This window comes from Kangiella taiwanensis (genome assembly GCF_020005165.1).
Lineage (GTDB): Bacteria > Pseudomonadota > Gammaproteobacteria > Enterobacterales > Kangiellaceae > Kangiella > Kangiella taiwanensis.
Genome location: NZ_JAHCLT010000003.1, coordinates 1 through 18,550 on the forward strand (window position 1 = coordinate 1; position 18,550 = coordinate 18,550).

An 18,550-nucleotide genomic window follows, 5' to 3' on the forward strand; every position below is an offset into this window, starting at 1 on the left:
GGGTCATGTTTGTATAGCGTTATGTCAGTATGCAAATGGCCTCTATTCTCATATCTTTATCGTTATCTTTCTGTATAATTATTTGAGGATTTTATGGGAGTCTTTATGCAGCAAACAATACCAAAAGAACAAGAACTATTAAAAAAAATAAATTACTTTATCAACTCAAATCAAACGCAAGAAGCTTGGAAGCAATGCCTAAAGCTTACCAAGAAAAAACCAAAGTTTGGTGATGGTTGGTTAATGCAATCAATGGTAGCTACTAGAATGAGTAATTATAAGGAAGCTCTTAGTGCTATTAATAAAGCAATCGCTCTTCAGCCTAAGCAATTAAATCTATTGCTGCACAAAGTCATGATTTTGGAGCAAGGTGGGTATCGCAAGCAATCAATAACATTAGCTCAAAGCCTAGATGTAGCGACTTTTAGTGATATCAGGGCAATAATGACTTTAGCTGCGTTTTATCAAAGGCATCAACTCTACCCTCAAGTAAAACAGTGTTATGAAAAAGCACTAAAAATTGATCCTGGTAATCAATCCCTGCTGTTTAATCTAGCAACAATTAACCTTTTTCTCGGTCGTATTGATGATGCAGAATCTTTATCTACAAAGGCTTTACAGGGAAGTGATTTAGATTTTGATATACACTTTTTTAGAAGTAATTTAAAAAAACAAAGTTCGGATAATAACCACATTAAAGAACTTGAGACATTAAATAGTAAGTCATCAAACGATCCTGTAAAAAAAGCAAAAGGGCTGTATGCACTGGCCAAGGAGCTCGAAGACTGCGAGGAGTATGACAAAAGTTTTACTGTAAGAAGCAAGGCCGCTAAAACATACCGTAAAAGCTTGCGCTATAACTTTAGAGAAGATATCAATTTTCTTAAGACTATAAGAGCGACTTATACGCGTGACACCATAACTGATCTTTTAAATACTCAAAAACAAGTTAACAGTTCCGCTGAACCTATTTTTATAGCCGGGCTGCCTCGCTCTGGAACAACACTATTGGAGCGTATTGTTGGGAGTCATAGTGATGTATATTCCTGTGGTGAACTTCCTCACTTCAGTAGGTTGATGAGCTCAGGTATAGAACAGTTGCAGTTAAGCCCCAGTTTGAGCCGTAGCCAGCTAGTTACTGAGTCGGTTAAGCTAAACTTTTCTAAGCTAGGCCAGCGTTATTTAGAGATGAGTAGGCCGGTAGAGCAACAGGCTAAACACTTTATTGACAAATTCCCTCAAAACTCTTTGCACATAGGGCCCATTCATCTTGCCTTACCGAACGCAAAGTTCCTACTACTGGAACGGCATCCCCTTGATGTTTGTTATTCTGTTTATAAGCAATTATTTACTGAAGCATTCCAGTTTTCGTATGATTTCGATGAACTTGCTGAGTATTATTTCGAACATCAGAAGCTTGTAAAGCACTGGCAATCAATACTTTCTGAGTCAGTCAAAACCGTAAAATATGAAGACTTGGTTAGCGATTTGGAGAGTACTGCTGTTGATGTTATTCGTTTCTGCCAACTGGACTGGCAAGAAGACTGCTTGAATTTCCATAAAAATACTCAAGCGTCGACTACAGCGAGTGCAAGCCAAGTAAGGCAAAAAGTTTACTCCAGTTCAATTGGGATGTGGAAGAATTATCACAAGCAACTTGAGCCTCTAATACAAAAGCTCGAGTCACTAGGCTGCTTAGAAGGGTGGGAGTATTAGTGGCGACATTGTCCCCAAGATCTTCTTTTGTTACCAATTAGGCACTAAAAGTGGTATATAAACTTATAGCTAACACTAATAAAGGGGGAAATATATGACTATATCAATAGTTGAGCTTTGGCTACCTATTCTACTGAGTGGTTTATTTGCTTGGATAGCCAGTGCTTTGATACACATGGTAATTAAATATCACAACACAGACTATAAAAAGCTTAGAGATGAAGATGGTATTTCAAATGCGATAGAAAAATCTGGTGATGATGTTGGTTTTTACACTTTACCTCATTGTGCAGACTTCAATGAAATGAATGACCCAGCGGTTCAAGCCCGCTTCAAAAAGGGCCCAATTGCTATTGTGACTATTATGGAGAAAGGGCTGCCCCCGATGGGCAAGTTGCTTTCACAACAGCTCCTATTTTTCATATTAGGTAGCCTTTTAGTTGCTGTTGTGGGTTGCCTGAGCCTAACAAAGGGTGCTCAAGGATTGGAAGTCTTTCAGTTACTATTCATTACCGGTTTCTTTGGCTTTGGCTGGGCTTCTATACCCTACAGCATTTGGTTTGGTCACCCTTGGCTTGTTACAGTGAAGTACTTAATTGATGCGGTCATTTATAGTGCCGTCATCGCAGCAACCTTCACATGGTTATGGCCTGCCGCCGTATAAGTCTATTTTCTTATAATTAAGACTTTAAGCCCCTGATTTCAGGGGCTTTTTCTTTTGTAATGGATAGACTTTCCGTTTGACACTAGCTAGTATGTTTGTGAGTTACTTCTCAAAAAAGGGGGCTGTATGGCCAAGACGTTGTTGATTTGTTGTTTATGTTTACTGACATTTGGATGCTCAGACGCATTCTTACGCGCAATGGATGAGTTCAATGCAGGTATGGGGGGGCAGCGTACTTGTCTGACTGAAGCTGAGTATGAGGTGGATTCATTTGACGGCTTCTCTTACAAAACTGGTGGGTTATGTAATGATTGGCAAGGACAAATACGCAACTATAGTGATTACACCATTCGTTGCGCCAATACCATTAATGGAAGCAAAGCGAACACTGTTTATGCAAATCCGATGGAAACTACAGAGTTACAGTATATTGGCAGGATGTCTGGTTCATTGAAGTACAATTGTAAAAAGTGGGCGAAGAGAGCTGAGGTCTGGAAAGATTATGGAGATCAGTTCTATCAGGTACTTCTGAAAGTAGATTCAGGTAAGCATTACATCAGTGTAAAAAACTTAACAACATACAGTAGAAAGTGCTTCATTAAGGACAAGAATAAAAAAGTTCTCGTTCAGAGCGTTATAGGAACTGATCAAAACTTGCGCTGGGTTAAGGCCCCATCAGGTGACTTTTATACAAACTGTGTAATGACGTAGCGTTATATACTTTTGTCACACTTTTCGTTCTGGTCACGTCTTTAATTCAAATGGTTAAGTGGAAATACTTTGTCTTTTCATCAGAAGTGTCCAAAGAAGGTCATTCTTAAAGCTCAGAAAGGAGATAAGTTTGCTCTGACGCAGATTTATGAGCTTTATAAAGCACCTATTTTTCACTTAGCTTATCACATGTTAAGAGATGAACATCGTGCGAATGATGTGCTGCAAACAGTTATGGTTAAGGTTCTTAACTCAATTAATGAGCTCAGTAATACTAAAAAGTTTAATGGTTGGTTAAAGCGAATAACTCACAATACGGTTATAGACGTCATTCGCTCAAATAAAAAACTTATCGATGTTTCCGATGAGTCAGAGTTTGAGTACTCGCCTGAAGAAATTGTAAAACATATCGATAATCCACAGTGGGACTTGGAGCAGTTTTTTGCAGTCTTAGATGAGCGCGAACGTATTGTAGTGTGGCTCTATGCCATTGAGGGTTTGAGCCATGCCGAAGTCGGCAAGAGAATTGAAGTGAGTGAGCAGAATTCACGTATCATTTACAGTCGAGCGATGAAAACTTTAAAATCCCTAGCTTCCGACCCTCGGTACAGTGGGAAGACGTCAGGAGGTAAGTATGAATGACATCAATGATTCTTTAGTGAAGGCAAAACTCAAGAACTCCGTTGAAAGGTTGGAACAAAAAGTTCCGGCTCCTGAACAGGACCACGTTTTCCAAGAGAATCTGAATAAGCATTTGCAACATCAAGAGCGCAAAATTTTTCCAAACTTATACAAATGGACTGTTGCTGCGGTACTGCTTTTGTCCATCAGTCTTATGACAGTTTACATTCAAAGTCCTTTCGAGGAAGGGGTAGAAAGTCATAAACTATCCGAGCTCATAGAGTCTTCAAGTCAGATCGAACAACAGCTTTCTGCTTATAATGACCAAAGTCTAAACGCAGAGCAATATGCGGAACACATAAGGTTGCGGTTAGAGATAGAGCAGATTGATCAACAGCTCAACGATTTTTATCTGAGTGGAAAAACAACACAGTCAAAGCCTGAGATTTATCAGCTATGGAAACAACGGATTAATGCTGCTAAAAGTCTAAAGTCAGTTTATCAAGCAGACTCTCTTGTAGCTAGGATATAAATTATGAAGACATTCTTTAAACACCTTTTTTCAATATTTATCCTGGCGGTAGTCTTCAGTAGCCAAGCTGATCAACTAGAGACGGAAAAAGGAAAGTTACTTTTAGATAATATACGAGAGGATATTTCATCTACATTAAGCCTAGTTGCCGATATTGAATCAGATCAAGACTGGACCGTGTATTTGTCACAAACAAATGGACGGCTGGTTAGAGTAGGGCTTGTGGTTGAGCCTTCGACTCGCACTGTGTTATCTGTTGCTGCGGACAGCACAGCAAAGAGTTTAGGTTTACTTACGGGTGATATTATTCAAAGTGTAAAGCTGAATGGAAAAGACTTTTCAGAAAGCCTTTCATCGTCAGAGTTTGAGCACGGTGATGAATTAGCTGTGACTATCTTACGTAACACAAAAACAATAACGCTCAAGCACCGCGTGGAATCGAGCCTTGTTCCTAGTTGGCAACTTTATTCATCATCCACTAACAGCTTAGGTAAGACACTTAAAACTGCTAATGTTGAAGAGCTGTCTATGAACCTTCAGTCCGAGAAGTCATTACAATTATTGAGTAAGCTAGAAGCAAGAATAAATTACACTCTGAGCAAAATATACCATGTTGAGTCAAAAGAAAGCCAAAAGCTGGACTTGTATTTAAGTAAAGTAGCCAGAGTTAGTACAGATTTAGGCGTATCGCTCGATCAAAGTTTTAAAGTGTTAAGTATTAAACCTGACAGTAATGCTGATCGAATTGGACTACAGGTTGGTGACGTTATTAGAAGCTATCGCTTCCAAGAAAACCAAGCGTTTAATACAAGCGTCCCTTCTCTGGTACTTAAACCTAATGCAAGCTTTACTTTACAAGTACAGAGAAAAGGCAATGTTCTTGTTCTTACTGGAGTAGCAAAGCCTACGGTAAATCCAAGCTGGAGTATGAAGATCAGTAAACCCTCAGGTGACGAAAGTAAGGCCTGCGGAGTAATAACCGTATTTTTTGATCCGCCTTTCACAAAAGATATCTATAAAGCTCAAATCACAGAGGCTAACGGCAATCTTTTGCCTAAACTTGTTCGCAATGACTCTTTAGTCTTACCTGCTGGGCGTCATGAAATATTGATTCATGCCAATGTGCCTGATAATACAAGCCGTAGTCGTTCGCTTGGAAAACTCGTTGAGTTTATGGTCGTCCCCGATAAACGCTATTTCTTAGGCGTTAAGTATGATCGTTCTAAACGCTTCTCAGCACGTGGTGACTCTTGGGAGCCGTATGTTTGGAAGGTTGAAGATTATGAGTGCTCTTTGGATGATTAGAGCACTCTGTCACGAGCGACTAAGCCAGAAAAGCTTTAGCTGTGTCGACGATCTTAGCTTTTGAAAAAAGAAAGTGACGCTTTTTTCCACCAACTTGATTCCACAATACTGCACTACGTATAGCGGATAACAATAATGCGCGTATTTTTGACTGGTTAGCAGGCTGTTGTAGATACTGGCTATTGCCAGACACTTGGATTTTTGTAGGGTAGGACGAAATCGTATCTTTGTAGATATGAGCTAGTTGCTCGACCAGATCTTGATCAATTTTTTCTTGATACTCATGTAGCCGTTTAGCCTGAGCAACACGAGAGCTCATGACTTGTTGCATGTTGCTATCGCTCATAAAGCGTTTTTGTAGGCTCAAAACACTCACCAAGTAGCGACTTAAATCTGCATCGGTTCTTGGCCCTGTTAATAAGTCGATTAAGACTTTAAAGCCAGTGGCTAGGTATTGATGACTATTGAAAATGGCTTCTGTACTATCTGACTCAGTCTTGAGAATACTTTCAAGCATAATATCCATATCGACCTGATCAGTTTGCCCTTTTTGTGAAATGTCTTTTACGCAACTAATCGCCTGGCAAATACCAGCTAACGCGATTACAGAGTCTGAAAAATTGTATTGGGTCATATCAATGTTGTGTGCTTTCTATGATTCCGCCACCTAGGCAAACCTCTCCGTCGTAGAAAACGACGGACTGACCCGGTGTTACGGCTCTTTGTTGTTCATCGAATTCTACCAGCCAGTCGTCATCGTTCAAACGACTCACGGTGCAACTTACATCCGCTTGGCGATAGCGCGTTTTTGCAGTGCAACTGAACTTTTCAGCAGGTGCTTCGCTTGCGACCCAATCCATTTGTTTCGCACGAAGAGATTTACTCATAAGGAGAGGGTGCTGATGGCCTTGTACAGCAATTAGTACATTTCTCTCTAGGTCCTTCTTCGCAGCAAACCAAGGCTCTTCTGGCGCATCTTTCAATCCACCGACACCAAGTCCTTTGCGTTGTCCCAGTGTGTGATACATCAAACCATTATGCTGGCCAATAACATCGCCTTCGGGGCTTTCAATGTCACCCGGCTGAGCTGGTAGGTATTGTTGCAGAAAATCTGTGAACTTACGTTCGCCTATGAAGCATATGCCTGTGCTGTCTTTTTTCTCTGCAGTCACAAAACCTTGCTCTTCGGCTATTTGCCTGACTTCTGGCTTTTCGAGCTCGCCAACAGGGAATAGTGTTTTGGCAATCTGTTCATGACCCACGGCATAGAGGAAGTATGACTGATCTTTATTGTTATCCAGTCCGCGTAAAAGAGCGGCTTTGCCATTATGCTCGCCACGACGTACATAATGTCCTGTAGCAATATAGTCTGCACCGAGTAATTTGGCGTAATCTAGAAATGCTTTAAATTTGATTTCTTTGTTACACATAATATCCGGGTTTGGCGTGCGGCCCGCTTTGTATTCAGCGAGGAAGTGCTCAAACACGTTATCCCAATACTCAGCTGCAAAGTTGATAGTGCGAAGTTTGATACCAATTTTATCGCAAACGGCTTGTGCATCAGCTAAATCTTCAGCCGCTGAGCAATACTCTGTATCGTCATCTTCTTCCCAGTTCTTCATGAACAGGCCTTCGACCTGATAACCTTGTTGCTGAAGAAGGTAGGCTGAAACCGAAGAATCGACGCCGCCTGACATGCCGACAATAACCTTGGTGTCTTGTGGATCTTTGAGTGTGGTCATAATACGTTATAGCTGATCGTGCAGAAAGTTTAGGCTCTGCTGCTGTAATAAATCTTCGTCACCACTGTAATGAAGAACATCAAGCGGAAAACGATAACCATTCATATAGTCTTGTAAACATTTCACAATTAGCCCACTTCGATGGGCATTTAAGCACTCTAGAATTTCTTCGAGGGTCATCCAGTGTGCAGCTATAATATCGGGATCCTGTGGAGATGTTTCAAGGTTGCCATGAACGGAACCTGTAAAACAGAATCGCTGGTAATAATTACCGTTCCCTGCAGGGTTTAGGGTATAGACACCGACTAAAGCTTCTGGCTCGAAATCTAGCCCTGTTTCTTCCTGGACTTCGCGAATTACAGCCTGTTCAATACTTTCATCTGGGTCAAGGTGCCCCGCAGGTTGGTTGTAAGCAATACCACCATTAGAGGTATGCTCTTCAACCATTAAAAATCTGCCATTAGACTCGATAACAGCAGCAACCGTTACATGAATGGGTAACATACAAGATACCTAGCGTAATCAAGCGCGTATCATAGCTTATTTACGGCTTTTACTGAACCTTTTACGTGTATTATGTGGAGCTTCGCGGTTCGGGTTCTTGGGCGGTTCGACCTCGATTACTTGATACTCACCAGGGGCCAAGTCCGATAGAGACCATGGGCCTATCTTTGCTCTAATAAGTCTTAGAGTAGGGAAGCCAATAGCAGCCGTCATGCGTCGAACTTGACGGTTTTTGCCTTCCTTTATCGTTAATTCAAGCCAGCTATCCGAGACATTCTTACGTTCCCTGATTGGGGGATTTCTTGGCCAAATTTGGGGGGCTGAGATAATTTCCACTTTGGCTGGCTTAGTAGTGTATTTTTGAATAGTAATCCCTTGTCTTAAAGGCTCGAGATCGTCGTTGGTCGGCGAACCTTCTACTTGAACCCAGTAGGTTTTAGCCATTTTTTTCTTAGGATTGGCGATTTGGTGTTGTAGCTGCCCATCATCCGTTAGCAGCATCAGCCCCTCAGAATCTTTATCTAAACGACCTGCAGGATATACCTTTTTGATTGGTATGAAGTCAGACAGGGTAGAATCCCCCGGTTCACCAGTGAACTGGCAAAGCGTATTAAACGGTTTGTTAAAGAGGACCAGTTGGCTCATGTTGTAGGTTACGCGACTTGGTTGAAAAATAAACAACTAAAGAATTGTTAGGTATTGTAACGACTTATGGTACGAGTTTCATTTCAATTGTGAATAAAGTTTAGTCTATTGAGCATGCAGGATTTTTTCTTTTCGCGTATAATGTCGCGCACTTCATTCATAAAGATACCGTCATGACATTTGGTGGCGGGTCGAAAATCTGTTTGGATTGCAACGACTCTTAGGAAACTGTATGACAACATCAAAGATTATTTATACTCACACTGATGAAGCGCCAGCTTTGGCGACAAAATCTTTTCTGCCAATCATCGAAGCTTTCACTAAAGCTGCAGGCATCAGTGTTGAAACCAGCGATATTTCATTGGCTGGTCGCGTTATCGCTAACTTCCCTGAATATTTAAAAGAAGAGCAACGTATTCCAGATGCGTTGGCTCAATTGGGCGAAATGGTTAAGAAGCCAGACGCGAATATTATCAAGTTGCCAAACATCAGTGCATCAATTCCGCAACTAAAAGCAACGATTAAAGAACTGCAGGGCAAAGGCTACGCGCTTCCTGACTACCCAGACAGCCCATCTTCGGATGTGGAGCGTGATGTCCGTGCGCGCTATGACAAAATCAAGGGTAGTGCTGTAAACCCTGTGTTGCGTGAAGGTAACTCTGATCGTCGTGCGCCAAAGGCCGTAAAGAATTTTGCTAAGAAGAACCCTCACAAAATGGGTGCTTGGTCTAGCGACTCTAAATCACACGTTGCAAGTATGACGTCGGGCGACTTCCGTTCGAATGAAAAGTCGACCACGCTTGACGCAGCTACTGAGGTTAAGATTGAGTTTGTTGCTGAGAATGGTGATGTGACTGAACTCAAGCCTGCGTTCCCACTACAGGCTGGCGAAGTAATTGATTCATCAGTCATGAGTAAAAATGCTTTAGTGAGCTTCTTGGAAGAGCAAGTTGCAGAAGCAAAGCAACAAGACGTTCTATTCTCGTTGCACATGAAAGCAACTATGATGAAAGTGTCTGATCCGATCATCTTTGGTCACGCAGTTAAAGTATTCTTTAAAGAGGTGTTTGCTAAGCATGCGCCAGCTTTAGAACAAGCAGGTGTTAATGTTAATAACGGTTTTGGTAACTTAATCAGTAGCTTAGATGATATTCCTCAGGATACACGTGAAGCTATTGAAGCCGACATTAAAGCAGTTTATGAGCAGAACCCTGAGCTTGCGATGGTTGATTCTGATAACGGTATCACTAACTTGCATGTCCCTAGTGATGTGATCATCGATGCATCAATGCCTGCGATGATCCGTAACTCAGGGCAGATGTGGGGCCCAGATGGCAACACTAAAGACACTAAAGCCGTTATTCCTGACAGCAGCTACTCAGGCGTGTACAAAGCGACTATTGATTTCTGTAAAGAGCACGGTGCTTTTGACCCAACAACCATGGGCACGGTTCCTAACGTTGGTTTGATGGCACAAAAAGCCGAAGAGTATGGTTCGCACGATAAAACATTCGAAATGGCTGGCAATGGTTCAGTACGCGTGGTTGATGCTTCGGGCACTATACTGCTTGAGCACCAAGTTGAAGAAGGCGATATCTGGAGAATGTGTCAGGTTAAAGACGCGCCGATTCAAGACTGGGTCAAACTAGCGGTAAATCGTGCTCGCTTGTCTGATACTCCAGCAGTATTCTGGTTGGATAGTGAGCGAGCTCATGATGCTGAGTTGATCAAGAAGGTTGAAACCTACTTGAAAGATCATGACACCGATGGCTTAGAGATTCATATTTTGGCTCCAATCGCTGCGACTGAGTTTACCTTGAAGCGTGTTAAAGAAGGTAAAGATACCATTTCAGTAACAGGTAACGTATTGCGTGATTACCTGACTGACTTGTTTCCAATTCTTGAGTTGGGTACCAGTGCGAAAATGTTGTCAGTAGTACCGTTAATGAATGGCGGCGGTTTATTCGAAACTGGTGCTGGCGGCTCTGCACCTAAGCACGTTCAGCAGTTCATGAAAGAGAATCACTTACGTTGGGACTCTCTTGGTGAGTTCTTAGCTTTGGGTGTATCGCTTGAGCACATGTCTGAAAAGAATGGCAATAAGAAAGCTCAAGTACTGGCTGATGCACTGGACGTCGCTACAGAAGCCTTATTACTTAATGGCAAATCACCATCACGTAAAGTGAATGAGTTGGATAACCGAGGCAGCCACTTCTATCTAGCAATGTATTGGGCTCAAGAACTTGCTAAGCAAGATGATGATGCAGAACTTAAAGCACAATTTGCACCACTGGCTGAGACGTTGACTAATAATGAGCAGGCGATTGTCGAAGAGCTTAACAAAGTTCAAGGGCAAGCGATGGACATTGGTGGTTACTACTCGCCAGACGACAAACTGGCTTCAGAAGCTATGCGTCCAAGTAGCATTTTGAATACGGCACTTGAGCAAATGAGCTAACACGTTTGGCTTTTAAAGAAAGGGCGCCCTCGGGCGCCTTTTTTGTTTATATGCAAATAGTTTTATATTATTGCAAATGCACAAATAAATGGTAGTATGCAATTCATGTCGACTATCAAGAGAATAAGCAATGCAGGAACATGACAATATTATCCTACCTGATTATAAGGAATATCCAGTGGAAGAAATGACTTCGCGCTCAAAGATGTTCTATGAGGAGATTAAGCGTCGTCATACGGTAAGAGAGTTCTCAGACAGACCTGTACCTAGAGAAATTATCGAGAATTGCTTAAAAGCCGCTGGAACTGCGCCTAGCGGTGCCAATCATCAACCATGGTTTTTTAGCGTGATCGGTAGTCCCGAAGCTAAAAAGCAAGTTCGTATTCATGCTGAAAAAGAAGAGCGAGCTTTTTATGAGGAAAAGAAAGCGGGTGAGGTTTGGCTGGATGCACTAAAACCACTTGGTACAGATTCTCATAAACCCTATTTAGAAACAGCACCTTGGTTGATTTCAATTTTTGGTCAACGACGTGGTGGTATGCACGCCGGTGAACATAAAAAGAATTATTATGTTCCAGAGTCAGTGGGTATTGCGACGGGCTTTTTAATCAATGCATTGCATTCCAGTGGTTTGGTAACGTTAACGCATACACCTAAACCTATGGGGTTTTTGAATGAAATTTGTGATCGTCCTAAAACTGAAAGACCTTATATTCTTTTAGTCACAGGCTATCCAGCTGAAGGTGCGACGATACCAGTACATGCAACCGTTAAGAAACCACTGAATGATATCGCCGAGTTTATTTAATGTAGGGTTTATAGTGAATGGATTAGATTAACGCTCTAGTCCATTTTATTAAACCATCTGATAATCTCTTTTTGATCGCCTGATAGCTCATGGCCTGCATCCTGCTCTTTTAGAGCATGTTGAGCTAATAATTCTACCGCTTGTTGTTCAAGTTTTTGTAGGTTCTTGATAAGTGACTGTCGCTGTTTTTCTGTGAGGAATGAAGCAAACTGTTCATCGCGTCGTTTGAGGCTTTCTGTGACTTGGTCGTATAAGGCCTTTCCTTTTCTTGTTAAATATAAGAGCTTTTCTTTTTTGTTATTTGGCAAAGAGCGCTTTTCTATGAGCTCTTGATTGAGTAGCGTTTTAACGCCCCGACTGACAGTGTAGCTGTCTAGTTTGGTTTGGAAAGCAATTTGAGCTGCTGAGACAGGAGAGTAGGTACCAATGTTAAGTAAGACACGTAATTCTCTTGAACCAAGATCGGTGATTTTCCTAATTTCGATATCCCTCCCTAGCTGTAAAATGTTACTAATTACCGCAATGCGGTAGGGGAGGTGGTCATCCAGCTCATAAGGTTTGTTGTTTTCAGTATTGCTCGGTGTTGTTGTCATTATCCATTCACTTCTTGTTGTGTGGGGTTCTTCTTAAGCAATTACGTATATTAGTATAGCGCGCAATTATTTATGTTCAAAGTCGCGTGGTTTGAAAGTGAGCTGTGGTGTCACAAGTATTTTGTTTAGCAACAAATAGTTATGGTGCTTCATCTTAAAACGTTTTTATGCATAATGGCTAGTTCAGGTTCGAACAAGCGATAAACACAAGAGGCGATGATGATTGATCTACGAAGCGATACAGTGACTCAACCGACTGAAGCAATGCGTAAAGCAATGGCTAAAGCCGCGGTTGGGGATGATGTTTTTCATGATGATCCAACGGTCAATCGCCTAGAAGAAGTTATGGCTGAAATGTCTGGTAAAGCAGATGCTTTGTTCGTTCCTTCGGGAACCATGTCAAACCTTGTCGGGCTTTTGGCCCACTGCCAGCGAGGAGAAGAGTACATCGTTGGACAAGATTACCATACCTATTTATACGAAGCTGGTGGTGCGCCAGTTTTAGGTAGTATCGTGCCACAGCCAGTTCCAGTTGAGGCTGATGGTACCTTAGACTTGAATAAGGTTGTAGGAGTAATCAAAAAAGATGATTACCACTTTGCTCGCACGAAACTGCTGTGTCTGGAAAACACTCATAACGGTAAAGTCATCTCGCTCGACTACATGAAGCAAGCTTACGAGTTTGCGCAATCTAGGGGCTTAGGCTTACACCTTGATGGCGCTAGAGCTTTTAATGCCACCGTTGCATTAGGCTGTAATTTAAACGACATGGCTCAATATGCTGACTCAGTATCTATTTGCTTATCAAAGGGGCTTGGAGCTCCCGTTGGATCGGTGTTGTGTGGTGACAAAGATATCATCAAATGGGCACGTCGTTGGCGTAAAATGGTCGGTGGCGGGATGCGTCAAGCTGGTGTGCTGGCGGCAGCTGGTATTTATGCGCTGGAACATCATATTGAACGTTTAGCTAAAGATCATGCCAAAGCTAAAATTCTAGCTGAGCGTTTGTCGCAATTTGAGATGTTGAGTGTGAAGCCTGAGCTTGTCCAAACCAATATGGTGTTTGTTAAAGCTGAGCTAGAAACCGCGCAACAACTGGCTCAATTCTTAGAATCTAAGGGTATTAGAATCATTGCTGGTGAGACCATGAGGTGGGTCATGCACCTTGATGTGACGAGTGAGCAGTTGGACTACGTGTGCCAGCAGGTTGAAGCTTTTTTTAGCTCGCTTTAATGCTAACGTTCAGAGCGTCATCTAGGTGACAAGCCTTGGCTCCAAACGTTAGATAACGTAACTGCATAATGGTGCGCTCTTTGAGCGCATCTCTTTTATCAGCTGCTAAATCCAAGGCTTCAGCGCCTGCGTTGAATACTAAAGTAACCAACCCTTCAGCTAGTGTAAATGCTTGATCAGGAGTGTAATCCGACTCTTGGGCAAGGTAGTCGCTCAGTTCTTCTTTAAAATGTTGGATTTCGCGAGCCACAGCATCTCGAAAAGCAGGGGATATTCCCGTTCTTTCACGAAGTAGTAACCTAAAAATGTTAGGGTTCTTCTCAACGAACTCCATAAAAGTATCGACAGAGGTTTGGATGACGCTACCTTTACGCTCAATGCGGCTTCTAGCTTTACGCATTAAGCTGCGAAGGGTGACGCCTGATTCATCGACAAGAGTTAAACCGAGTGCTTCCATGTCGTCAAAGTGGCGATAAAAGGAGGTCGGTGCGATGCCAGCTTCACGCGCAACTTCACGCAAACTCATGCTGGAGAAGCTGTGATCCGCGGATAGATGAGCCAAGGCCGCCTGAATAATGGCTTGCCGAGTTTTCTCTTTCTGTAGTGCGCGAGTGCCTGACATGATGTAGTATTTATAGGTGCAGAGTATGCCTAGTATAGAAAACAATGGCTTAAGTGTACAGCTGTACGCTGGATTGCAAAAGCTCCGATCTATCGTTATACTGTGCTCAGTTTCTAGCGTACAAGTGTACGCTGTAATATAGAGGTAAGTAAATGTCCGTATCGCAATCGGTATCTAAGCAAAAACCGAATCAGCAACCTTCACAAGAAGGCCGTCCTATTTGGGCGAATATTATTTTCTTTGGTCTAAGCTTCTTGATCGCAGTCACCGTCGTACCTTGGTATGGGTTCGAGTATGGTTTCCACTGGTCAACATGGCTTTGGGCAACAGGGCTTTGGCTCTTTTCAAGTACTTCAATTTCAATGGGTTACCATAGACTATGGTCTCACAGAGCGTATGAAGCGAATGGTTTATTACGTGGAATCTTAGCTTTTGGTGGCTGTCTCGCGTTACAAAACAGTGCATTACACTGGTCTTCTGATCACCGTATTCACCATAAGCATGTTGATCATGATGAGAAAGATCCCTACTCAGCGAGCTTAGGCTTCTGGCACTCGCATATTGGTTGGATCCTGAAACGTCGCAACGAGACGCGTTATGATGAACAATATGATCGCTGCCCAGACTTGAAGCGTGATCCTATTGTGATGTTCCAGCACAAATATTACTGGATACTGAGTATCGGGGCTAATGTGATGATCCCTGCGTTACTAGGCCTAGCATACGGCTTATTCTGGGAAATGATGTTAGTGGCTGGTGTGTTCCGTTTAGTGTGGTCACATCACTTAACCTTCTTCATTAACTCGCTGGCACACATCTGGGGCTCTCGCCCTTACACTGAGGAAAACTCAGCTCGCGATAACTTTATCTTAGCAGTGTTAACCGGTGGTGAAGGCTACCATAACTATCACCACAAATTTCAGTACGACTATCGCAATGGCATCAGCTGGTGGCATTTCGATCCATCAAAGTGGTGGATTAAAGCGTTCAGCTGGTTCGGTATGACAAAGAACCTGAAGGTAGTGCCGAAAGATAAGATCGAGCGTGCAAAAGCTCAGACTTTATTATTAAAAGCGAAAGAAAAGACGGCCCATTTACCAAATGCAGAAGAAATTATGCAAAAGCTTCATCATGAGTATGATCAGTTAGTGCTGAATATGACTGAGTTCTACGAGGCAAAGAAAGCTTGGTTGGAGTCTAAAAAAGCTGATATTGCTCATGAGATCGCAGAAGAGAAGAAGCATCTCATCGAAAACTATGAGCAGTTCAAATTAAAGTTAGAAGAACAAAAACTTAACTGGATGAAACTCGCCAAGCAATATGCTTAATTGTTAGTTTTATTTAAGTCACAAAAAAGCCCAGCGTTTGCTGGGCTTTTTTTGTATTGATAGCTTGAGAAACTTTATTGGTCTAAGTATTTCTCAGCATCTAATGCAGCCATACAGCCTGTACCTGCAGATGTCACAGCTTGGCGATAGACATTGTCTGATACATCACCCGCAGCGAATACACCTTCTACAGATGTTGCCGTAGCGTTACCTTTCAAGCCGCTTTGGACTTGAATATAGCCATCTTTCATTTCAAGCTGGCCTTCGAAAATATCAGTGTTTGGTTTATGGCCAATCGCGATAAAGACACCTTGTAGCTCTAACTCTTCAATTGAATCGTCTTGCGTGCTCTTCATGCGCAAACCGGTAACGCCCATGTCATCGCCCACAACTTCTTCTAGCGTACGGTGCCAGTGTAGAACGACATTACCATTTTCAGCTTTTTCAAACAGTTTGTCCTGCAAGATTTTCTCAGCGCGCAGCTCATCTCGGCGGTGAATTAGGTGTACTTCACTAGCAAGATTGGATAGGTATAAAGCTTCTTCAACCGCCGTATTACCACCACCAACGACGGCAACTTTTTGGTTCTTATAGAAGAAACCGTCGCAAGTTGCGCAAGCTGAAACCCCTTTACCCATGAATGCTTCTTCAGAGGGAAGGCCCAAGTATTTAGCAGAAGCGCCTGTACAAATAATTAAAGCGTCACAGGTATAAGTACCGCTATCGCCTTTTAAAGTGTAAGGCTTGTTCTTTAGGTCCACTTCATTGATGTGGTCAAAGATCATCTCCGTCCCGAAGCGCTCAGCGTGCTTTTGCATGCGAATCATCAAATCAGGCCCTTGAACACCTTCATTGTCGCCTGGCCAGTTATCAACGTCAGTGGTTGTGGTTAGCTGACCACCTTGCTGTAGGCCTGTGATGATGGCTGGCTCGAGGTTCGCACGTGCTGCGTAAACAGCGGCACTGTATCCTGCTGGACCAGAACCAAGAATTAAGCACTTTATATGGCGCGTATCGCTCATAGGTCGTTATCTCCGAAGTTCTTTAGTAATTCTAACAATTTGGGCTAAATTGTAGGTATTTGTTAACAATAAATAAACCTTTAATTCATTACCTTATTCTATGGAGTCATAGACAATGGAGTTCAAGGGCAGTTTAAAAGGGTCACCTAGATTGTAAATTAATGCATATTTGCATTGCTCTTGATGCAAATTGTAGTTATTCTAAATCTACATCAGATATTTGTATGAATTATGAACACAGACACTTTTGAAAACGGCCTAGAGCAGGATAAAGACATCGATAAAGTGATTCAGCAGGTCGCTAACGATGCTTCATTGTACGGTTTAGATGCTGAAAAAGTTAAAGAGATTTGGCTAGACGCTTTACTTCGCCAAGTCGCGGATAACGAGTTAGAACGACAAGCTCATTAAGGCACTAAACCTTGGTTTCTAGCATCCTGATTGGTGCTCTGCAGTATACTCTGCTGAGCTCTTAATAATCTCTTCCAGTACTTCAGTATCAACATCTGATAACTTATTGATATATAAGCAAGCTTTGCTCGTTTTATGCTTTCCAAGCCGTTCTAGCAACTCTGGATGTTGATTGATTCCAGCCATTACGTATAACGTGAGATTTTGCTTTCTAGGAGAAAAGCCAACCAGAAAAATATCACCCTCGTGCCCACTAGCATATTTATAGTGAAACTCTCCAAATCCAATCATACTATCGCCCCACATTTTAGGCTCTAAGCCAGTTTGCGCCTTCATCATTTCTAGAATAGCGAAGCTGTCAGCACGCTTTTGTTCGTTCTCCACTTTGTTTAAGAACTCTGTAACAGACTTGCCCGTCGGTTTTGTTTTGTTTTCCGTTTTAGCCATAACTTACTGAAGCTTTTCTTTTAAGGTATTTTTTATCATAGCAAACATCGTTTCATCACGCTTGTAATCTATCGCTATAGGAATAAGCTCAGAATCCAAGGCTAGAACTAAAGAGGGAAAACCGTTTGCTGATAATGTCCTATACTGCCCAATTTGCTCCATAAGTAATTGCTCGGTCTCTGGTGAGCGTAAGTCTTGTGCGAATTGCTCTTTTTTAAGTTCTAGTTCACTGGCTAATTGCTCAAGCGTAGCGGTATCAGAAGGATTCATAGCGCGGAGATAATAGGCTTCCTGGATTGCCCTAATCATGTGTTTTTCATGATTTTGCTTTGCCGCTGCAATAACCGCGCGACAAGCAGGGTAGGTTGAACGTCTAGGCTGACATTGATCCCAGAAATCGTAATTAAACTGAGTCCCTAGTAAGCTTTCAATTCTACGCCAATAGCCTTGTAGTGTGTTTTGCATTTCCTCGGGCATTGGCTGATCATTGTCAGGTGCTAATCCTCCGAGAACGTACTCAATCGAAAGTTGATCTCCAAGTTCATCGTACAGACGGCTCTGAAGTTGGGTCCAAGTTGGTGCAAAACCCCAGCACCAGCTACACATAGGATCATGAAAATAAAAGAGTTTTACAGACATATGAAAAGCGTGACAGTTACATGAATGTACAAAATAATACTTTACTTCCCCTGTGTATATAGTATTCTACTCACGCTGGTTAAAATAACAGCTAACACGAAAGATACATATGTTCGATGCTACACCCAAGTGATGAAAAGTACCAACTTTGAACACTTACTGTCGTACCACCGCTATTTGTTATCTAAGTTAATGCCGTTTTTATCTCAGTAACACCCGCGTTAACGTCCATAGGGGACAAAGAACGCAAACATTAATTTTAAGCAATTAGCTTTGGAGAAATAAGATGTCAAAAGTAACTGGTACAGTTAAGTGGTTCAACGAGTCTAAAGGTTTTGGTTTCATCGAACAGCAAGCTGGCGAAGACGTATTCGTACACTTCCGCGCTATTCAAGGTGACGGTTTCAAAACTTTAGCAGAAGGCCAACAGGTTGAGTTCGAAATCGAGCAAGGCCCAAAAGGCGCTCAAGCTGCTAACGTTACTAAAGTATAATTGATACTTTAAACGTTTCAAAAAAAAATGCCGCTCAATTGAGCGGCTTTTTTATT

At 42.2% G+C, this 18,550-nt stretch carries 21 protein-coding genes; 12 read left to right on the forward strand and 9 right to left on the reverse strand.

What is annotated here, in order from left to right; translation table 11 throughout:
* The first annotated feature begins 105 nt into the window (after positions 1 to 105).
* The 6 genes from KFK88_RS09225 (at position 106) to KFK88_RS09250 (ending at position 5,549) form a co-directional block, all read left to right on the forward strand.
* On the forward strand, positions 106 to 1,716 hold the full coding sequence (locus KFK88_RS09225) for a tetratricopeptide repeat-containing sulfotransferase family protein (protein ID WP_223578834.1): 1,611 nt from the start codon (positions 106 to 108) through the stop codon (positions 1,714 to 1,716).
* Positions 1,717 to 1,810: 94 nt separating this feature from the next.
* Positions 1,811 to 2,380: a hypothetical protein gene (locus tag KFK88_RS09230; RefSeq protein ID WP_223578836.1), complete on the forward strand. Its 570-nt coding sequence runs from the start codon at positions 1,811 to 1,813 to the stop codon at positions 2,378 to 2,380.
* Between the two features lie 126 nt (positions 2,381 to 2,506).
* Positions 2,507 to 3,091, forward strand: coding sequence for a hypothetical protein (locus KFK88_RS09235; RefSeq protein ID WP_223578838.1), 585 nt, complete (start codon positions 2,507 to 2,509; stop codon positions 3,089 to 3,091).
* 69 nt (positions 3,092 to 3,160) lie between these two features.
* Positions 3,161 to 3,733: an RNA polymerase sigma factor gene (locus KFK88_RS09240; RefSeq protein ID WP_223578841.1), complete on the forward strand. Its 573-nt coding sequence runs from the start codon at positions 3,161 to 3,163 to the stop codon at positions 3,731 to 3,733.
* Positions 3,726 to 4,244 carry a hypothetical protein gene (locus KFK88_RS09245; protein WP_223578844.1) on the forward strand — a complete coding sequence of 173 codons (519 nt, stop codon included), beginning with the start codon at positions 3,726 to 3,728 and terminating at the stop codon, positions 4,242 to 4,244. Before KFK88_RS09240 ends, KFK88_RS09245 begins: the two co-directional genes overlap by 8 nt.
* Before the next feature lie 3 nt (positions 4,245 to 4,247).
* The gene (locus tag KFK88_RS09250) at positions 4,248 to 5,549 is read left to right on the forward strand and encodes a Do family serine endopeptidase (RefSeq protein ID WP_223578847.1); all 1,302 of its coding nucleotides are present in this window, start codon (positions 4,248 to 4,250) and stop codon (positions 5,547 to 5,549) included.
* Between the two features lie 19 nt (positions 5,550 to 5,568).
* Here the strand turns inward: KFK88_RS09250 and hflD are convergent, their stop codons facing one another.
* From hflD to KFK88_RS09270, 4 genes are read right to left on the reverse strand one after another with little or no spacing between them, the layout of a single operon-like run.
* Entirely contained in the window at positions 5,569 to 6,183 is a 615-nt protein-coding gene (gene hflD, locus KFK88_RS09255; RefSeq protein WP_223578850.1) for a high frequency lysogenization protein HflD, read from the reverse strand.
* A gap of 1 nt (position 6,184) precedes the next feature.
* Positions 6,185 to 7,291, reverse strand: coding sequence for a tRNA 2-thiouridine(34) synthase MnmA (mnmA, locus tag KFK88_RS09260; RefSeq protein ID WP_223578853.1), 1,107 nt, complete (start codon positions 7,289 to 7,291; stop codon positions 6,185 to 6,187).
* A 6-nt stretch (positions 7,292 to 7,297) separates the two neighbouring features.
* The gene (locus tag KFK88_RS09265) at positions 7,298 to 7,795 is read right to left on the reverse strand and encodes an NUDIX hydrolase (protein WP_223578856.1); all 498 of its coding nucleotides are present in this window, start codon (positions 7,793 to 7,795) and stop codon (positions 7,298 to 7,300) included.
* A 36-nt stretch (positions 7,796 to 7,831) separates the two neighbouring features.
* A complete protein-coding gene (locus tag KFK88_RS09270) occupies positions 7,832 to 8,440 on the reverse strand; it encodes a pseudouridine synthase (RefSeq protein ID WP_223578859.1) in 609 nt (202 codons plus the stop codon).
* Between the two features lie 232 nt (positions 8,441 to 8,672).
* Between KFK88_RS09270 and KFK88_RS09275 the strand changes: the two genes are divergently transcribed.
* Complete coding sequence (locus KFK88_RS09275; protein WP_223578862.1) at positions 8,673 to 10,898, forward strand: NADP-dependent isocitrate dehydrogenase; 2,226 nt, start codon at positions 8,673 to 8,675, stop codon at positions 10,896 to 10,898.
* Between the two features lie 130 nt (positions 10,899 to 11,028).
* Complete coding sequence (locus KFK88_RS09280; protein WP_223578865.1) at positions 11,029 to 11,706, forward strand: nitroreductase family protein; 678 nt, start codon at positions 11,029 to 11,031, stop codon at positions 11,704 to 11,706.
* Between the two features lie 35 nt (positions 11,707 to 11,741).
* On the opposite strand, the gene KFK88_RS09285 is transcribed toward KFK88_RS09280, so the two are convergent.
* Entirely contained in the window at positions 11,742 to 12,299 is a 558-nt protein-coding gene (locus KFK88_RS09285) for a MarR family winged helix-turn-helix transcriptional regulator (RefSeq protein ID WP_223578869.1), read from the reverse strand.
* Between the two features lie 219 nt (positions 12,300 to 12,518).
* Between KFK88_RS09285 and ltaE the strand changes: the two genes are divergently transcribed.
* Positions 12,519 to 13,532, forward strand: coding sequence for a low-specificity L-threonine aldolase (gene ltaE / locus KFK88_RS09290; RefSeq protein ID WP_223579962.1), 1,014 nt, complete (start codon positions 12,519 to 12,521; stop codon positions 13,530 to 13,532).
* Here the strand turns inward: ltaE and fabR are convergent.
* Complete coding sequence (gene fabR, locus KFK88_RS09295; RefSeq protein WP_223578872.1) at positions 13,519 to 14,154, reverse strand: HTH-type transcriptional repressor FabR; 636 nt, start codon at positions 14,152 to 14,154, stop codon at positions 13,519 to 13,521. The two genes, ltaE and fabR, sit on opposite strands and share 14 nt — an antisense overlap.
* Positions 14,155 to 14,306: 152 nt before the next feature.
* Here fabR and KFK88_RS09300 point away from each other — a divergent pair, with 152 nt between their 5' ends.
* The gene (locus KFK88_RS09300; protein WP_223578875.1) at positions 14,307 to 15,482 is read left to right on the forward strand and encodes a fatty acid desaturase; all 1,176 of its coding nucleotides are present in this window, start codon (positions 14,307 to 14,309) and stop codon (positions 15,480 to 15,482) included.
* Between the two features lie 74 nt (positions 15,483 to 15,556).
* On the opposite strand, the gene trxB is transcribed toward KFK88_RS09300, so the two are convergent.
* The gene (trxB, locus tag KFK88_RS09305) at positions 15,557 to 16,504 is read right to left on the reverse strand and encodes a thioredoxin-disulfide reductase (protein WP_223578877.1); all 948 of its coding nucleotides are present in this window, start codon (positions 16,502 to 16,504) and stop codon (positions 15,557 to 15,559) included.
* A 231-nt stretch (positions 16,505 to 16,735) separates the two neighbouring features.
* On the opposite strand from trxB, the gene KFK88_RS09310 reads away from it, so the two are divergent.
* Complete coding sequence (locus KFK88_RS09310) at positions 16,736 to 16,915, forward strand: hypothetical protein (RefSeq protein ID WP_223578880.1); 180 nt, start codon at positions 16,736 to 16,738, stop codon at positions 16,913 to 16,915.
* Between the two features lie 18 nt (positions 16,916 to 16,933).
* Here the strand turns inward: KFK88_RS09310 and KFK88_RS09315 are convergent, their stop codons facing one another.
* Complete coding sequence (locus KFK88_RS09315; protein WP_223578882.1) at positions 16,934 to 17,362, reverse strand: DUF1801 domain-containing protein; 429 nt, start codon at positions 17,360 to 17,362, stop codon at positions 16,934 to 16,936.
* Between the two features lie 3 nt (positions 17,363 to 17,365).
* The gene (locus tag KFK88_RS09320) at positions 17,366 to 18,001 is read right to left on the reverse strand and encodes a DsbA family protein (protein ID WP_223578885.1); all 636 of its coding nucleotides are present in this window, start codon (positions 17,999 to 18,001) and stop codon (positions 17,366 to 17,368) included.
* A 286-nt stretch (positions 18,002 to 18,287) separates the two neighbouring features.
* Between KFK88_RS09320 and KFK88_RS09325 the strand changes: the two genes are divergently transcribed.
* Entirely contained in the window at positions 18,288 to 18,494 is a 207-nt protein-coding gene (locus KFK88_RS09325) for a cold-shock protein (protein WP_046561259.1), read from the forward strand.
* Positions 18,495 to 18,550: the final 56 nt, after the last annotated feature.

Coding starts and splice junctions, on each gene's coding strand:
- KFK88_RS09245 (WP_223578844.1), top strand. CDS start 3,726: ATGAATGACATCAATGATTCTTTAGTGAAGGCAAAACTCAAGAACTCC.
- KFK88_RS09280 (WP_223578865.1), top strand. CDS start 11,029: ATGCAGGAACATGACAATATTATCCTACCTGATTATAAGGAATATCCA.
- KFK88_RS09225 (WP_223578834.1), top strand. CDS start 106: ATGCAGCAAACAATACCAAAAGAACAAGAACTATTAAAAAAAATAAAT.
- ltaE (WP_223579962.1), top strand. CDS start 12,519: ATGATTGATCTACGAAGCGATACAGTGACTCAACCGACTGAAGCAATG.
- trxB (WP_223578877.1), bottom strand. CDS start 16,504: ATGAGCGATACGCGCCATATAAAGTGCTTAATTCTTGGTTCTGGTCCA.
- KFK88_RS09325 (WP_046561259.1), top strand. CDS start 18,288: ATGTCAAAAGTAACTGGTACAGTTAAGTGGTTCAACGAGTCTAAAGGT.
- KFK88_RS09275 (WP_223578862.1), top strand. CDS start 8,673: ATGACAACATCAAAGATTATTTATACTCACACTGATGAAGCGCCAGCT.
- KFK88_RS09250 (WP_223578847.1), top strand. CDS start 4,248: ATGAAGACATTCTTTAAACACCTTTTTTCAATATTTATCCTGGCGGTA.
- KFK88_RS09270 (WP_223578859.1), bottom strand. CDS start 8,440: ATGAGCCAACTGGTCCTCTTTAACAAACCGTTTAATACGCTTTGCCAG.
- KFK88_RS09235 (WP_223578838.1), top strand. CDS start 2,507: ATGGCCAAGACGTTGTTGATTTGTTGTTTATGTTTACTGACATTTGGA.
- KFK88_RS09230 (WP_223578836.1), top strand. CDS start 1,811: ATGACTATATCAATAGTTGAGCTTTGGCTACCTATTCTACTGAGTGGT.
- KFK88_RS09315 (WP_223578882.1), bottom strand. CDS start 17,362: ATGGCTAAAACGGAAAACAAAACAAAACCGACGGGCAAGTCTGTTACA.
- KFK88_RS09300 (WP_223578875.1), top strand. CDS start 14,307: ATGTCCGTATCGCAATCGGTATCTAAGCAAAAACCGAATCAGCAACCT.
- mnmA (WP_223578853.1), bottom strand. CDS start 7,291: ATGACCACACTCAAAGATCCACAAGACACCAAGGTTATTGTCGGCATG.
- KFK88_RS09285 (WP_223578869.1), bottom strand. CDS start 12,299: ATGACAACAACACCGAGCAATACTGAAAACAACAAACCTTATGAGCTG.
- KFK88_RS09320 (WP_223578885.1), bottom strand. CDS start 18,001: ATGTCTGTAAAACTCTTTTATTTTCATGATCCTATGTGTAGCTGGTGC.
- KFK88_RS09265 (WP_223578856.1), bottom strand. CDS start 7,795: ATGTTACCCATTCATGTAACGGTTGCTGCTGTTATCGAGTCTAATGGC.
- KFK88_RS09310 (WP_223578880.1), top strand. CDS start 16,736: ATGAACACAGACACTTTTGAAAACGGCCTAGAGCAGGATAAAGACATC.
- hflD (WP_223578850.1), bottom strand. CDS start 6,183: ATGACCCAATACAATTTTTCAGACTCTGTAATCGCGTTAGCTGGTATT.
- fabR (WP_223578872.1), bottom strand. CDS start 14,154: ATGTCAGGCACTCGCGCACTACAGAAAGAGAAAACTCGGCAAGCCATT.